A 14,719-nucleotide genomic window follows, 5' to 3' on the forward strand; every position below is an offset into this window, starting at 1 on the left:
CCGGGCAGGCGGGGCTAGGCAGGCGAGGCCGGGCTCAGTTACCGAGATACGGCAGCGGGGCCACGCCCTTCTCGCGAAGAGCGCGGCCCCGTCGCTGACTGTGTGGCTGTAGCTGTCTGTGTGCAGCTGTCTGTGTGCAGCTGTCTGGTGCAACTCAGCCCTGAAGCAGCTTCTTCACCGCGGCGGCGACGCGGCCGCCCTCGGCCTGACCGGCCACCTTCGGGTTCACGATCTTCATGACGGCGCCCATGGCCCGCGGCCCCTCGGCACCGGCCGCCTTCGCCTCTTCCACGGCCTGCGCGACGATCGCGTTCAGCTCCTCGTCGGACAGCTGCTTGGGCAAGTAGTCGGCGAGCACCTCGCCCTCCGCCTTCTCCCGCTCGGCCTGCTCCGGGCGACCGCCCTGCGCGAAGGCGTCGGCCGCCTCGCGGCGCTTCTTCGCCTCGCGGGTGATCACCTTGAGGACCTCGTCGTCGGACAGCTCCCGCTTCTCCTTGCCCGCGACCTCCTCCTTGGTGATCGCGGCGAGCGTCAGCCGGAGCGTCGAGGAGCGGAGCTCGTCGCGCTCCTTGATCGCGGCGTTGAGGTCGTCCTGCAGCTTCGACTTGAGCGTGGTGGTCATGCGATCGATTGTCGCAGGTGTGCCGGCCCGAACGCCCGCTGATTTAAGGGGTGCCGACGCCCGGTGACCCGGGGGACGCCGGTCGGGCGATAGAGGGTCGGCCGGTCTCACCGTGCCGCCGGGGTCTGACACGATGGGCGTATGCGCGCGCGATACGGAGTACCCCTGGGAATCATGGCGGCAGGCGCCGCCGGGCTGGCGTACGCGGCGGGCTTCGAGGCCCGCTCCTTCCGCCTGCGACGAGTGACGGTCCCGGTACTGCCGCCGGGCATACGTCCGCTGCGCGTGCTGCAGGTCTCCGACATCCACATGGTGAGCGGCCAGCGCAAGAAGCAGCGGTGGCTGCAGTCGCTGGCGGGCCTGCGTCCGGACTTCGTGATCAACACCGGCGACAACCTCTCGGACCCCGAGGGCGTCCCGGAGGTCCTGGACGCGCTCGGCCCCCTGATGGAGTTCCCGGGCGCCTACGTCTTCGGCTCCAACGACTACTACGGCCCCAAACTCCGCAACCCGGCCCGCTACTTGCTGGAGAAGACGAGCGGCCGCCACGGCCTGAACGGCAACCCGCCGGCGGTCGGCGCGGTCCACAACCCGTGGGAGGACCTGCGCGACGGCTTCGACGAGGCGGGCTGGCTGAACCTGACGAACACGCGGGGTGTCCTGAAGGTCGAGGGCATCTCGATCGAGCTGACGGGCCTCGACGACCCGCACATCAAGCGCGACCGCTACGCCCGGGTGGCGGGCGGCCCGTCGGGGACGTACGACTTCTCGCTCGGTGTGGTCCACGCCCCTTACCTGCGCACATTGGACGCGTTCACGGCGGACGGCTACCCCCTGATCCTGGCCGGCCACACCCATGGCGGCCAGCTGTGCATCCCCTTCTACGGCGCTCTGGTCACCAACTGCGACCTGGACACGGACCGGGTGAAGGGCCTCTCCACCCACACGGCGGACGGCCACACCTCCTACCTCCACGTCTCAGCAGGCTGCGGCACCAACCGCTACACCCCGGTCCGCTTCGCCTGCCCGCCGGAGGCGACATTGCTGACGTTGGTGGGGCGGTAGTACGGGCATGTGAGGGGCGGGGACGGGGGTGTGGGGACGTGAGGTGCGGGGACGTGAGGTGCGGGGACGTGCGGTGAGGGGCGTCCGAAGCGCGGAAGTACGGGCTGGGACGAGGTAACGCATCCGGATCACAGCCGACCGGAGTGGACCCACCCGGGACTGCACCCATCCGGACTACGCCGAATAGCCCCGCCCCTTCCCCGCACCTAGCGTCAGGTGCATGACCGCCCCGATACCCAGGGACCTCCCGGACCTGCCCGCGGTCCCGCGCCCGCCCCTGCCACCGCCCACATCCGTCCCGGCCACGGCGGTGGTGGCGCCGGTGCGCCGCCCGATGGTCGCGCTCCTCCGCCTGCTGACGGGTCTGACGGCGGCAGCCGGCGTGGCCCTGGAGCTCCTGCTGGGCACCCCGGCCCGCACCCTCAGCTACTTCAGCGTCCAGGCCAACATCCTGCTGGCCGTCGTCATGCTCCTGTCGGCGTCCAGGGCCGGCCGGGCCCGACGGCCGCTCCCCTCCGCCGTGACAGGCGCCACACTCCTCTACGCCCTGGTCGCGGCGCTGGTCTACCACCTGCTCCTGGCCCACACGACGCCCCCGTTCTCCATGACCGGCGCGACGACGGCCCCGGAGCGCTGGCACGCCCAGTGGGCCACCCTCCAGATCCTGCACATGGTGACGCCGACGGCGGCCCTGCTGGACTGGCTGCTGCTCACACCCGCGACCCGGCTGCACCTACGCCAGACTGCCGCCTGGCTCCTCTACCCCCTGGCCTACCTGGCCTTCTCCCTGACCCGGGCGGCTTTCCTCGCCCCGTCGACCCCCTCCCGCTACCTGTATCCCTTCCTGGACGCGGCCGCCCACGGCTACCGCAGCACCCTGGCCAATGCGCTCCTCCTGGGCCTCGGGATCCACGCCCTCGCCGCCCTCCTCGTGGCCCTGGACCACACCCGCCCGACCCCCGTCCGCCGCCGGGTCTAAACCGGATTTCGTCTACAGCCACCAGTGGGCTAAAGTAAACGTCGTCGCCGCGAGAGCAGCGACATCGGGGTGTAGCGCAGCTTGGCAGCGCGCTTCGTTCGGGACGAAGAGGTCGTGGGTTCAAATCCCGCCACCCCGACAGCCATAACAGCAGGTCAGGCCCGGTGCTGAGGGATCAGCATCGGGCCTGATTTGCTCTGTGACCCCGTTTTGGGAGCCGTTTGGGAGCCAACTTCCAGAAACCGGCTCCCGGCGGCTCCCAGCGAGCGGCCGTCCGCCGTCCAGCCCGCTCTTTGCCGCTCACGCTGGGAAAGGGTCATCCCTACGGTTGTGCGAGGCCGATCACAGGCGGTACGACGATCGCCATGCACCGATGGTCTCCATTAAATGACCGGCAGCTCGCGCTCCTCACCCGCATCGAGGACGGAACCGACCCCGTCACGTCGGACAGCCCCGAGTTCGCTCTCACCGCCCGCGCGCTCAAGGAGCGGCGCCTGATCACCATGCCCAAGCAGGATGGGAAGTGGCAGGCGGAGATCACTGACGCGGGGCGCTTCTACCTGGAACACGGCCATCACCCAGACCGGCCGGAACCGGCGCCACGCAAGCAGCGTTCGGCGGGTTCCGAGCAACGGACACGGCCTGCCCCTCCTCCGCAGAAGCAAGACACGGCTCCGTCCACGACGAAGCCGGCGGTGCAACGCGCCGCCAAGCCCCCGCAGGTGTCGTCGGCGGAAATCGGAGCCGCCTTGATCGCGGAAGTACAGCAGGCTGGGCGGTTCCTCCGGATCCCGAGCCCCAGCGACCAGGAGCGAGCCCGCTATCGCAGGGCCTTCGACGCAGCCCGGCAGTGTGCGCCCGAGGGGTACCACCTGAAGTACAGCGGACGGGCGAAGGGGGACTTCTTCCTCGGTCTACTCAGGGTGTCGGGAGAGGACGACACCGAGTGGAACCGGATCCGGCTGGCGCGCAGCCGGGTGATCAGCGATGTCGAGGACGTGATCGCCGCTGTCACGGCGGACCACAGCGCCTTCGAGATCTCGGAGGAGGTCCTGCCGCGAGTCCTCTCGCTGCTCCGGCTCCTCGCCGAGCAGGCACTCGCCCGCCACGGCGAGATCACTGTGTCCAAGAAGCGCAAGCAGCCCAGGCCCCTGCTCACCGTCCACGGCAGGACGTACGAGGTCAGCTTCCGTGAACGGCAGAAGCAGGTCCGGTACGTGCCCAAGCAGCCGGGCCGACGTACGTACGACTGGCAGCGGGTGACGCCGGCGCACAGGTTCGAGCCATCCGGCGAGCTGGAACTGCTGATCAGCCAGCACTCGGGCTACGGCTACGGCCACAGCTACGGTTGGAAGAAGGAATGGGCCGACACCGCCAAGAAGCCGTTGGAGGAGCAGGTCGGTTCGGTGTTGCGGGCGCTGAAGGCGCGCGCGGAGGAGCAGGAGCGGGCTCGGCTGGAACGGGAGGCGGAGCAGCGGCGCCTGCGAGAGGAGCGGGAGCGGCAGGAGGCGGAGCGTCGGCGTCTGGAGGCGGAGCGGGAAGAGCGCGAGAGGCGGGAGTGGGAGTCCGCCGTCAGTGCCGCCTCGATCAAGGCGGTTCACGCCCTACGGGCGGAGCACTTCGGCACAGCCCTGGAGCAGTGGAAGGTGGCTGGGGAGATCCGGGTGTTCTGCGGCGCTCTGGACGAAGCCGCCGCCACATCGGACGACGCCGTCGAAGCCGAGCGGCTGCGAGAGTGGTCGGCTTGGGGAAAGGCGGAGGCCGACCAGCTGGACCCCACCATGAACGGCAGGGGTCTGGCCGTTCTCGACTTCCACTCGGAGCCGACGGGAGATCAGCTACGGCCCTTTCTCGGTGGCTGGAACCCGCACCGGCCGGAGAGGGAGCAGCCTGCGGCACGGCCTGAGCCGCAGAAGCCGACCCCGGAGCCGTGGCGCGGCTCTATCGACGCACGTCAGGATCAAGGCTGGCGATATGGACGCCAAGGTCGCGCTCAATGGTGGAGGCGATGACGCCGTGCCCACGGTCGCGTAGGGCCTTGACCGCCTTCTCCACCAGCTGGCCGAGCCGGATGACCTCTTCGCGCAGTGCGACCAGCTCGTCGTAGCGCTCAGCCTTGTCGTCGCCGCACCACACCCGGACGGTCCGCAGAACGGCCGCCTCCGCATCCAACTTGCGGTCGTCCCGACGACGGTACGAGTACCAGGAGGGCTGTGCGCGCTCCTGCTCGATGTCCTGCTGCTTGCGGTCCACCTCTGGGAGGATCTCATCGGCGAGGCGGCCCGCTACCTGACGGGCGACGCGTTCGGTGACCGGCCAGCCGGCCAGGCACATGCCGGCGCGGTCCTCGTGCACCATCGGGTCATTGCGGAGCGCGGTGGCGTCCATTCCGATGAGCGGCGCTGTCTCGTCGAGTCGGCTCAGTTCCAGAACTCCCGCGTCCGCCACCCCTCGGCGGAGGCGCAGCCTGTTCTTCGGCCGGACGAACCCGAGGATCAGGCGCGCGGCTTCGAAATCCGTGCTGCCCCGTACGTGGCGTGACGCCTCGGTCAGTCTGAGCTCTGCCTCGTCATCCGCGCGGAACGCGTCGACGTCTGGCCACGGTGCTACCAGGCAGCCGGGACTGACCCATTCCTGCAGGCCGGCGTCATCGCCTTCCAAGAACCGGACATGGACCCAGTCAGATCTGCCACGGCCGCCCACCCGGACGATCTCCACCTGCCTGACAGGGCTGCCCAGCTCCTTCGGCCTCGCTCGGTATGCCCAGTGCTCGCCAATCTCCATGTCCCTATTGAGCCAGGTCTGTTGGACCCATCACTGGACGTTTGACACAACTACCGGCACGAGCTCCCAATCACCAGGTTGACGCCGCGCTACGAAGCTATCGCGCGCGATAGCTTCGCCCCGACAGCGACCGCAAGGACGCGCAGCGGCCCGACCGGCCATCTGCACAGAGCAAGCCTCACGCCTAGTTACAGGATGGTCACAAGCAGGCATATGCGGGTGATCAGGTCGCTGATCGCTAAGAAAATGTCACTCTACGTCTGCCGGGATTATCCGGCGCCCTGTGTGCTGGGGAGCCTCAGGGACGAGGGGGTGGGGTATGACTACTTACCGTTTCAATCCGCCGCCGGGGTGGCCTGTGCCGCCCGCGGGATGGATGCCACCGCCGGACTGGCGGCCCGACCCTTCGTGGCCCCCGATGCCAGCTGGATGGCAGTTGTGGGTACCTGCGGCCGACTCCACCACCGACGCCCCCGCTGTCGGCTCCGCCACGGGTGTCTTCGCCAGGCCAGCCACGGCCGCTGCCGGGAGCACGACCGAGGTGCCGCCGCCTCGAAGGGGAGGGCTGTTCGGGCGTCGGCGTTCGGATGCCGGGTCCGAGGCCGAAGAACTGCGCGCGTGGATTGCAAGGACGCAGGGGCTGGACGCCGCGCGGGTCGCCAGCCTTGTGCGGCAGGTCGAGGTGGAAGCTGCCGCCCTGCGTGAGAAGGCGTCCACCGAAGCCGCCGAGGAGGCCGAGGGGATCCTCAAGGACGCGCGGGAGACGGCGAAGGAGATTCTCAGCGACGCGCGCCGGACGGCGAAGGAGACCGAACGGGTCCGCAAGGAGGCCGACCGGCACCGCAAGGACGTCTTCGACGCCGAGCGCCGGCTTGCCGACCTGCAGGGCCGGATCGTCAACGCCGACGAGACCGCCATGCTGCAGGAGGCCGGGATCTACGCCTACCGGCATGCGCTGCACGACGCGATCGCCTACCGCAGCCGGCTCGACACGCTGCAGAACGAGATCAAGGCGCTCGTCCGTGCGGGCCGCGCCGTCCAGGCGGCCACGGACTGGACGGTCAACGGCTCCAAACGCGAGGGCCAGAAGATGGTCCGCGACTTCTCCAAGCTCATGCTGCGCGCTTACAACGCCGAAGCCGACTACGCCGTGCGGTCCATGCGGCCTCACCGGCTGAGCTCCCTCGTGGACCGGCTCTACAAGAGCCGTGAGACGATCGCCAAGCTTGGCGCGACGATGCACATTCGGATCACCGACGAGTATCACAACGCGCGAGTGCGGGAGTTGGAACTCACCGCCGACTTCCTGCAGAAGAAGGAAGAGGAGAAGGAAGCCCAGCGAGAGGCGCGTGCCCGGCAGCGCGAGGAGGCAGCGGTCCAGCGGGAACTCGACCGGCAGCGCGAGAAGCTGGACAAGGAACTTAACCACTATCAGGCAGCACTTGAGCGCCTGCGCGATCGTGGTGACGAAGCGGGTGTCGCGGAGCTGCAAGCCAAACTGGCCGAGATCGAGAACGCCCTCCAAGACGTCGAGTCCCGCAAAGCCAACGTCCGCGCCGGCTACGTGTATGTCATCTCGAACATCGGCGCCTTCGGCGATCGTATGGTGAAGATCGGCATGACGAGACGGCTCGAACCCTTGGAGCGGATCTACGAGTTGAGTGGCGCGGCTGTGCCCTTCCGCTTCGACGTGCACGCGCTGATCTTCAGCAAGGACGCGGTCGGCCTGGAAACGGAACTTCACCGGCAGTTCGCCTCGCAGCGGGTCAACCAGGTCAACAACCGGAAGGAGTTCTTCTACGCCACCCCGGCAGAGGTGCGCGATGCGCTGCAGCGGTTCGCCGGACAGCATCTGATCGAGTTCACCGAGGAACCCCAGGCACTGGAATGGCGGGCCGGCAGGCACATGGGCGAAGACGGTGCGCCTGCCGCGGGCGCGGGAGGAGTTCCAGCCCGGACAGCATGACGTGCAGGCAGGCATCACTACGATCACGGTCATGGATTGGCTGGAGCGCGCCGCGAAACTGAGGCAGTGGAGTCGGGACGGTGTACGGGCGCCGCACAAGCCGTTGCTGCTGCTGTACGCGCTGGGCCGTTTTCAGGCGGATGCCGTGGACGAGTTGCCGTACAGCGCGGTGGAGTCGGATCTGAAGCGCCTGCTGGTGGAGTACGGTCCACCGCGCGCAACCACGCCGGCCTATCCCTTCCATCATCTGGTCAGCGACGGGGTGTGGGAGGTGCGGACCGAGCACGGTGTCGGCAGTCCCGGAACCGGGGTGCGGGAACTACGGGCCAGCCGGGCCACGGGACGGTTGGCGCCGGGCCTTCAGGCGGCGCTCCGGCGGGAGCCGTCGCTGCTGGGCCGCATGGCGAGGGTGCTGCTGGATCTGCACTTCCCGGCGTCGCTGCACCAGGACCTGTGCGACGCGGTGGGCCTGGAACTGGAACTGGCGGAGACCGACGCTCTGGCAGCCCCGGGGAAGCGGCAGCGAGACCGCCGGATGCGGGAGATGGTGCTGACCGCGTACGAGTACCAGTGCGCCTTCTGCGGCTACGACGGCATGATCGGCACGGCGCCCGTCGGGTTGGAGGCCGCGCACGTGCGCTGGTGGGCGTTCGACGGCCCGGACGACGTCGACAACGGACTGTGCCTGTGCTCGCTGCACCACAAACTCTTCGACAAGGGCGTCCTCGGCATAGGTGACGGCCACCGCATCCTGGTCTCACAGCAATTCATCGGTCGCAGCCGGACTGCCCGCGAGCATGTGACAGCACTCGCGGGCCGTCCGCTCATAGGCCCTCAACCCGGCATCCCACCCATAGCGGCAGCCCACCGCTCCTGGCACACCAGCCAGGTCTTCCACGGCAGCCCCCGCCCGACGGCCGCCTGACCCGGTGTTCAGCGCGGGATATCAAGGGGCGGGGTGCACCGAGCAGCCCTGATCGCGCCTCATGTCGCTTTGAACGCGCGCGGGTGATCGGGTCCGTCGCCTCAGGCAACGCTCTACCTCCCGCCCCGTCGAGTGCAGGAGGCAACGCACGTATGGACAGGTCCTGGACTGTTTTCCGGTCGAGGACCTCTCACCGCATCGCATGCACCCCCGTCACCGGCTATTTCACCGCTTCACGGCGCGCTCGCAAAAGCACATCGAGGACACTCACCGGCGAGCGAAGGCTCATCGCCAAACGTGCGTCGAGTGCTGCCTCCCACTGCTCGGTCAGCCCCAGCATGAGACGCTTGCGCATGCCTGGGGTGACGTGGGCATAGCGCGCTGAGACCGAGCCGTCGATGTGGCCCATGCGTTCGTCCATGAGCACCTTCTCGGTTCCCAGGTCCTCCATCATCGTCCGGTGGGTGTGGCGAAGGCCGTGGGGCGTGAGCCCCTTGGCTATCGGGAGCCAGCAGGCGTCGGCCCGATCGCTGGCACCCCGCCCCCGTGCTGGGACACCGGGCCACGGCTCGCCGAGCAAGGGCACCGGCCGTGGCTCCTGCGGTGCCTTCTTCGGGTACCAGCCGGAGACCGCCGGCGTGAACAGCCAGGTAGCGAAACCGTTCCTGCGCCAGTGGGCGGCATGCTCCGGCACGACGCCGCCCCGCACGAATCGGAGGTCCGCGATGGCCTGCTCGACCTTCTCTCGCGTGGCCTCGGTGACGCGTTCGGGGTGGTTGAGGACGTTGGACACCGTGCCGGTCGAGACGTCGGCACGACGGGCGACGTCGACGAGCTTCGCGCCTTGGTGGCCGCCGGTACGGGCCGCGCCCTGTCCTCGGAAGACGTAGGTCTTGCCGTGGCAGGGGCACGGTTTGGGCTTCGTGCGGGCGATGTGGTTGGCGACCAGTGCGGACAGCCAGTCCATCGAGTCGATGGTGCGGTAGCTGTCGTCCTTCGGCGGGCAGCGCACCAGCTCTCCCGTGTCGAGCTCGTACAGCTGCCACTCGACGCGGACGGCTTCAGGTCGGACGAACGCGGTTTCCAGGCCGACGATCTCGCCCCAGCGCATGCCGGTGTACCCCTTGAGGACCACGGCGACGAACTCGTCGTCGCGGCCGGAGAGCAGGGCGGCGCGCTCGGCGGTCAGCAGGATGCCGAGCGCGTCGGTGACCACCTTCTCCGGGCCACGGTCTCGGGAGCGGCCGGCGCGTTTGCCCCGACCGCGCCGCCGGGCGGCTGGGTTGGACGTGATGAGGCCCTCGTCGATCGCGTCCTCGAAGATCAGGTGGAGCGTCGAGCGCCAGGTCTTGACGCTGGAGGCGGCATAGAGGGCCTTCTCCTTCTTCTCCCACAGGTCGACGTCCGTGCGCAGGATGCCGGCGAGCGCCTTGTCCTCGAACTCGGGGAGGAGGTGCTCCTCGATGTGGCGCTTGTAGTTCTGCATGGTCGAGGCGGCCAGGTCCTGGGCCTCGTACCAGCGGTTCGCGTACTCGCCGAAGGTCTCCTGGCCGAGGGCCGGGTCGCGCCAGTCGCCGCGCCGGTACTTGTTCTCGGCCTCGGCCGCTGCCCGTTGGGCTTCGCCCTTGGTGGCGAACCTGATCGCCTTGCCGTTCTCGTCGACGACCGTGTTGTGCTTGCCGGGCGCGACCTTGTACCGGCCGCGCCAGTAGTTTCCGCGCTTCTCCGCGAAACCCAAGTTCCGCTGTCCCCCTCTTCCTTGTCCTCGGCTACGGCAGATTCGATCGGGTCACGCCACAGTGCCGTACTGCTGCTGTCGACGCGGCGGGCGGGCCCGCAGGCGGGTCACCGGCGCAACGACAGGGCGGCGAGGTTGCGCGGCGACGGTCTGCGTACCGGGCTCTGAGAGCGGCTCGGTCGCCCGTGCGGCTGCCGGCGCGGGCTGGGCCGGCCGCTGCTCGTAGAGGCGGATGATCTCGGCGAGATGCTCGGCGGTGAAGCGGTAGGCACGGCCGACCCGGGTGTGCGGTATCAGGCGCCGTCGCGCTCGGTCCTTGACCCACCAGGCCGAGCATCCGAGGGTGTCGGCGATCTCCTCGGGGCGGTAGAGGCGGGGCGGAGGGGCGTCGGACGGCCCGTGGGGGACGAGCGCGGGCGTGGATCGGTGCAAGGGGGGCGGCTCCTGGTCGGGAAGTCGGGGAGGGCTGCGTGGGCGGCTCAGGCGGCGCCCGGCCCCTGGAGGAGGGCGGCGGGTGACACCTGCAGGGCTGCGGCGATGGCGACGAGGTCGTCGATATCGCATCGCCGCTTGGCGAGTTCGATGCGGGACAGCATCGTGTTGGACATAGGGCGGCCCAAAGCGCTACAGCGCGCGGCGAGTTGACGCTGCCCAAGGCCGTGTTCGATGCGGAGCTTTTCGATGGTGCGGGCCACCGTCAATCCTGCGGGTCCTATTTCCAGAGATCGTGCTGTCATAGCTCCATTTGTAGCGTGCATTCGGCGGTTTGGATAACCGCCGATCGTCGGCTATGTTGCGCCGCGCTCAATCGGTGAGCGAGGCGGTCGGGGTGCTGCGCGAGGCCGGCTCCCCGAACGGGACCCGACACCTAGAGAGCCCCTCTGACGTGGGGTGTTGTGTTGTAGCTTCGTCACTCGCAGGACGTCAACGGCTTCCCGATGTGATCCTTCTGGCTCGGGATGCGGGGCAACTATTTGGTCAACCGCCGATCGTGCCCTACCGTTTTCGCACCGCCCTCGCCGACTCGATTTCCAGCGACATTTCTGCCGTGAGAGATTGCGCCGGATAGGGCTGGACTTGCGCGACCTGGGTGTGGCTATGTTGACGACACCCCGGAAAGCGCGAGCGGCCATCAACGCTCCCGCGTCAACGGCCAGACATTCCACGCCCCTTCACGCCCGACCCGCCCCCGACCGACGGTGAACCGTGGGCACCCAGCCCACCGGCCACCGAGTGAGGACCGCCCCTCTTGGCACGAATCCGCACCATCAAGCCGGAAGCCTTCGTCTCCGAGTCCCTGGCCGCCGTCTCCCTGACCGCCGAGCGCACCTTCTTCGGCCTGCTCACCCAGGCTGACGACCAGGGCCGGCACCGCGACCACGCCGCGATCATCGCCGGGCAGCTGTGGGTACTGCGCCCGGAACACACGCCTGGCGCTGTCGAGCAGGACCTCGCCCAGCTCGCCGACGCCGGTCTGATATGCCGCTACAAGGGCCCGGGCGACAAGCGCTACCTGCACATCGTCACCTGGCGGCAGCATCAGAAGATCAATCGTCCCAGCGCGAGCCGCCTTCCTGCCTGCCCGCACCACGACACGCAGGCTCGCACCGCGCCCGGCGTCGATGCGCCGACTGCGGGAGCCAGCATCACGGAGCCCGCACCGCAGCCTCACGGAGCCGTCCGGGAGGGCTCCGGGCGCATACGCGAGCCTGCGGTGAATCCGGTCACCGATGACGAAATAGCAGGTCAGGGCGATTTCAGTGAGCCCTCCGTGAGACAGCGGGGAGAGCTCAGTGAGGGAGCGGTGACGCCTCAGCGTCCGGATCTAGGACCTAGGATCATGGATCTAGGAAATACCCCTTCGGGGGGCGCGAGCGCCCCCGCACCCCACGCCGTCTCGGCCAACGAGCTCATCGCCGAGTACGCCGCCGCTTGCACACACCGTCCGCCCAAGGACGTCCTGGGCCATCTCGCTCGCGAGGTACGCAAGCTGCTCGGCGAGGGCATCGCCCCCGCCCACATCCGGGCCGGTCTGGAACGGCACCGCGCCAAGGGCCTGCACCCCAGCACTCTGCCGAGCCTCGTGCACGAGGCCATGAACGCGGCCCCCACCGCGCCGGTTGTCCACAAGGCGTGGACAAACCCCGCCGACGTCGAAGCCGCCTACGGAGGTGACCTCTGACCGCCACCCTCACCCGCGAGCCCCACCGGGTCGGCCCGCTCGCCGACCGGCTCAACGGCATCCTTGCCAGTCGAGGCATCGACCTCGCCACCGCCGCCGTCGAGGAAGGGCAACCCGAGCCAGTCACCGCGCTGGAACTCGCCGACGCCAGGATCCCCGCCCGCTACCGCCGAGCCCTGGCGGACCACCCGAAGGTCACCGCCTGGGCCGACGAGATCGCCCGCGCCGGACGCCCCGGCCCCGGCGGGCCGGGCATCGCTGAGGGCCCGTCGCTGCTGATCGCCGGCCCCACGGGCACGGGCAAGACGTACCAGGCGTACGGCGCCATCCGCACCCTGCTCGCCCGAGGGGTCCGTCTGCGCTGGGAAGCGACCACCACCGCCGACTTCCACGCGCGCCTGCGCCCCCGCGCCGGCCACGACGCCGAACGTGACCTGCAGACCCTGGCGCGCTGCCCGCTGCTGTTCCTGGACGACCTCGGCGCGGCCAAGACCAGCGAATGGACCGAGGAGCTGACCTACCGGCTCATCAACCACCGGTACGAGCACATGCTCCCCACCCTCATCACCACCAACCTTCCGATGGAGCAGCTGCGCGTCACCCTCGGTGACCGCGTCGCCTCCCGCCTCGCCGAGATGACGGAGCGCGTCATCCTCGACGGCCCCGACCGACGACGCCGCACAGCGCCCGCCGCCTGACTGGCCGCCCCAGCGCCCGCCCTCCTGGCCGGCCCCGCCGCATCACCCGCGCTCACACCAGCCCTGCCCGCGCCAGCCACTCGCGTAGGCGGTCGCTCAGCGCTCCGTCGATTCGCCCTTCGCCCTCAATCCTCGACGCCTTGGAGCCCGCTCCTGCCTCCTCTCAGCCCCGTCCCCCTCGCCATACGGATCAGCGGCACGCCGCTCCTCCCTGACTGGGCCACGTCCCCGGTGATGACCGTGGCGCTCCTCATCCCGCCCGTGCTGCTCGGCCTGCTCGCCGGGTGGCTGATCCGCCGGCGGCATCACACCAACCGCTGGCGCGGGACTGTCGCGGTGCCGGTCGCGGCCGTGGCCGCGCTCGGCTGCACCGCATACAGCGCGGACACCAGCTGGCGGTTCGCCGCCGACTACCTCGACATGAGCGGCACCGCCGAGCGCGTCGCGATGTTCGCCGCCGCCGAGCTGGCCCTGTTCGCCACCGCCCTGATGGCCCGACAGAACCTCAACGGCCCGAAGCGGGCACCCGGCCTGCCCGGCACCCTCACCTGGGTCATCACCGCCGTCCAGGTTCTGCCCGCCTACGCCGAGTCCGGGCCGGTCGGTGGGACCGTGCGAGCCTTCGTCGGCCCCGTCATGGCCGCGATGCTGTGGCACCTGGCCATGGGCATCGAGCTGCGCCACCGCGCCCCCGACGCCGCCTCACGCGGCCTGGCCGCCGTCCTCGTCCGCCAGGCACGCGAACGCCTCCTCGCCCGGCTCGGCATCGCCGACCAGGACGCCGATGCCGCCCGCCTCATCCGCGACCGCGCGCTGAGCGAAGCCGTCGCCCTCATCCTGCGCGCCGAGTCGATGACCGACCGCCAGCGCGGCAAGCGGCGGCAACGACGCCTGGCAGGACGCCTGCACGAGGCCCTGGAGCGGGCGGGCGTCGACAGCGACCCGCTCCAGGACAAGCTGCTGCTGCACAAGCTCGCCACCCGCAAGCAGGCCCTCGACCTCGCCTCCATCTCACTGCCGCCGCGCTGGGAGGTCCCGGCCTCCAACCCCGCCCGGGAATCCGGGCACTGCAGCCCGCGCTCCGGCCGCACGGCACAACTGCCGCGGGCAGAGGAAACTGCCCGCCCACACCCGTCAGATCCGGGCGACGACGAGGTCCCTCCGGCTGCCCGCCCGCAGCCTGCCCGCCCGGAGCCCGGGCTGCCCGCACGGGCAGAAACTGAAGACAGCCGGGCGCTCACGGGCAACAACTCGGGCAGCCCTTCGGACAGGCACAAGCGGAAACCGGCTGCCCGGAAGAAGCGCGATGACGGCAAAGCCCGTGCCTCCGACGAGGTCATCCTCAAGCACGCTCGCCGCATCTACGAGGAGACCGGCAGCGTCGGACGCGACCGGGTCGAGGACGCCCTGCGCGCGGTCGGCTACACCGTCTCCAGCGACGGCGTCGGACGAGTCGTCCGCGAGTTCAAGGCGCAGCTCAAGGCCACGGCCGGCGATCCACTCCGCTGATCCCCGCAGCACCAGCACTCCCGACACACCCCGACCCGAAAGGCCCCATGCAGACCCCGCACCACGAAGACCCCATGGCCCCCGAGGAATCCCTGCCGTCCAACCCTGCCCCAGGCGGAGCAAGTTGGTGCAGGAGCATTGCTCCCGTCGGGAGCAATGCTCCTGCCTCTCCCGCGTCGGCAGCGGCGGGAGGGGATCGGCACCGGGAGGCGCCGATTCCTCAGGATGCGACCGAGGGCGGATCGCATCCT

Annotated in this window: 13 protein-coding genes and 1 tRNA gene; 9 read left to right on the plus strand and 5 right to left on the minus strand. The window is 69.6% G+C overall.

Annotated elements, in window-relative coordinates; translation table 11 throughout:
* Positions 1 to 154 precede the first annotated feature (154 nt).
* On the minus strand, positions 155 to 622 hold the full coding sequence (locus tag ACIGXP_RS29375; RefSeq protein WP_399773322.1) for a GatB/YqeY domain-containing protein: 468 nt from the start codon (positions 620 to 622) through the stop codon (positions 155 to 157).
* Between the two features lie 141 nt (positions 623 to 763).
* On the opposite strand from ACIGXP_RS29375, the gene ACIGXP_RS29380 reads away from it, so the two are divergent.
* The 4 genes from ACIGXP_RS29380 (at position 764) to ACIGXP_RS29395 (ending at position 4,678) form a co-directional block, all read left to right on the plus strand.
* Positions 764 to 1,687 (plus strand): metallophosphoesterase, encoded by a 924-nt coding sequence (locus ACIGXP_RS29380; RefSeq protein WP_399773325.1) that lies wholly within the window; start codon positions 764 to 766, stop codon positions 1,685 to 1,687.
* Between the two features lie 220 nt (positions 1,688 to 1,907).
* The gene (locus ACIGXP_RS29385) at positions 1,908 to 2,666 is read left to right on the plus strand and encodes a Pr6Pr family membrane protein (RefSeq protein WP_399773328.1); all 759 of its coding nucleotides are present in this window, start codon (positions 1,908 to 1,910) and stop codon (positions 2,664 to 2,666) included.
* Between the two features lie 65 nt (positions 2,667 to 2,731).
* A tRNA-Pro gene (locus ACIGXP_RS29390) sits at positions 2,732 to 2,805 on the plus strand.
* A gap of 226 nt (positions 2,806 to 3,031) precedes the next feature.
* On the plus strand, positions 3,032 to 4,678 hold the full coding sequence (locus ACIGXP_RS29395) for a PE-PGRS family protein (RefSeq protein WP_399773331.1): 1,647 nt from the start codon (positions 3,032 to 3,034) through the stop codon (positions 4,676 to 4,678).
* On the opposite strand, the gene ACIGXP_RS29400 is transcribed toward ACIGXP_RS29395, so the two are convergent.
* Entirely contained in the window at positions 4,608 to 5,450 is an 843-nt protein-coding gene (locus ACIGXP_RS29400; protein WP_399773334.1) for a PE-PGRS family protein, read from the minus strand. The genes ACIGXP_RS29395 and ACIGXP_RS29400 overlap by 71 nt on opposite strands.
* Before the next feature lie 541 nt (positions 5,451 to 5,991).
* Here ACIGXP_RS29400 and ACIGXP_RS29405 point away from each other — a divergent pair.
* Together ACIGXP_RS29405 and ACIGXP_RS29410 are read left to right on the plus strand one after the other, a co-directional pair.
* Positions 5,992 to 7,416: a DUF4041 domain-containing protein gene (locus ACIGXP_RS29405; RefSeq protein ID WP_399773337.1), complete on the plus strand. Its 1,425-nt coding sequence runs from the start codon at positions 5,992 to 5,994 to the stop codon at positions 7,414 to 7,416.
* A gap of 31 nt (positions 7,417 to 7,447) precedes the next feature.
* Positions 7,448 to 8,341, plus strand: coding sequence for a phosphorothioated DNA-binding restriction endonuclease (locus tag ACIGXP_RS29410; RefSeq protein ID WP_399773340.1), 894 nt, complete (start codon positions 7,448 to 7,450; stop codon positions 8,339 to 8,341).
* Positions 8,342 to 8,561: 220 nt separating this feature from the next.
* Here ACIGXP_RS29410 and ACIGXP_RS29415 read toward each other — a convergent pair whose 3' ends face one another.
* Genes ACIGXP_RS29415 through ACIGXP_RS29425 form a run of 3 tightly spaced genes read right to left on the minus strand, consistent with a single transcriptional unit; the run spans position 8,562 to position 10,816 of the window.
* Positions 8,562 to 10,079, minus strand: a complete 1,518-nt coding sequence (locus ACIGXP_RS29415; RefSeq protein WP_399773342.1) for a LacI family DNA-binding transcriptional regulator — start codon at positions 10,077 to 10,079, stop codon at positions 8,562 to 8,564.
* Positions 10,080 to 10,130: 51 nt separating this feature from the next.
* Positions 10,131 to 10,511: a helix-turn-helix domain-containing protein gene (locus tag ACIGXP_RS29420; RefSeq protein WP_399773345.1), complete on the minus strand. Its 381-nt coding sequence runs from the start codon at positions 10,509 to 10,511 to the stop codon at positions 10,131 to 10,133.
* A 47-nt stretch (positions 10,512 to 10,558) separates the two neighbouring features.
* Positions 10,559 to 10,816, minus strand: a complete 258-nt coding sequence (locus ACIGXP_RS29425; protein ID WP_399773347.1) for a helix-turn-helix domain-containing protein — start codon at positions 10,814 to 10,816, stop codon at positions 10,559 to 10,561.
* A 512-nt stretch (positions 10,817 to 11,328) separates the two neighbouring features.
* Here ACIGXP_RS29425 and ACIGXP_RS29430 point away from each other — a divergent pair.
* The 3 genes from ACIGXP_RS29430 to ACIGXP_RS29440 all read left to right on the plus strand — a co-directional run bounded on the left by ACIGXP_RS29430 (position 11,329) and on the right by ACIGXP_RS29440 (position 14,468).
* Entirely contained in the window at positions 11,329 to 12,261 is a 933-nt protein-coding gene (locus ACIGXP_RS29430; protein ID WP_392857651.1) for a hypothetical protein, read from the plus strand.
* On the plus strand, positions 12,258 to 12,959 hold the full coding sequence (locus ACIGXP_RS29435; RefSeq protein WP_392857795.1) for an ATP-binding protein: 702 nt from the start codon (positions 12,258 to 12,260) through the stop codon (positions 12,957 to 12,959). The genes ACIGXP_RS29430 and ACIGXP_RS29435 overlap by 4 nt, the downstream gene beginning before the upstream one ends.
* 234 nt (positions 12,960 to 13,193) lie before the next feature.
* Complete coding sequence (locus tag ACIGXP_RS29440; protein ID WP_399773350.1) at positions 13,194 to 14,468, plus strand: hypothetical protein; 1,275 nt, start codon at positions 13,194 to 13,196, stop codon at positions 14,466 to 14,468.
* Positions 14,469 to 14,719: the final 251 nt, after the last annotated feature.

The organism is Streptomyces sp. NPDC053069, assembly GCF_044546895.1.
GTDB lineage: Bacteria > Actinomycetota > Actinomycetes > Streptomycetales > Streptomycetaceae > Streptomyces.

Coding starts and splice junctions, on each gene's coding strand:
- ACIGXP_RS29380 (WP_399773325.1), top strand. CDS start 764: ATGCGCGCGCGATACGGAGTACCCCTGGGAATCATGGCGGCAGGCGCC.
- ACIGXP_RS29440 (WP_399773350.1), top strand. CDS start 13,194: ATGACCGTGGCGCTCCTCATCCCGCCCGTGCTGCTCGGCCTGCTCGCC.
- ACIGXP_RS29375 (WP_399773322.1), bottom strand. CDS start 622: ATGACCACCACGCTCAAGTCGAAGCTGCAGGACGACCTCAACGCCGCG.
- ACIGXP_RS29425 (WP_399773347.1), bottom strand. CDS start 10,816: ATGACAGCACGATCTCTGGAAATAGGACCCGCAGGATTGACGGTGGCC.
- ACIGXP_RS29385 (WP_399773328.1), top strand. CDS start 1,908: ATGACCGCCCCGATACCCAGGGACCTCCCGGACCTGCCCGCGGTCCCG.
- ACIGXP_RS29400 (WP_399773334.1), bottom strand. CDS start 5,450: ATGGAGATTGGCGAGCACTGGGCATACCGAGCGAGGCCGAAGGAGCTG.
- ACIGXP_RS29395 (WP_399773331.1), top strand. CDS start 3,032: ATGCACCGATGGTCTCCATTAAATGACCGGCAGCTCGCGCTCCTCACC.
- ACIGXP_RS29410 (WP_399773340.1), top strand. CDS start 7,448: ATGGATTGGCTGGAGCGCGCCGCGAAACTGAGGCAGTGGAGTCGGGAC.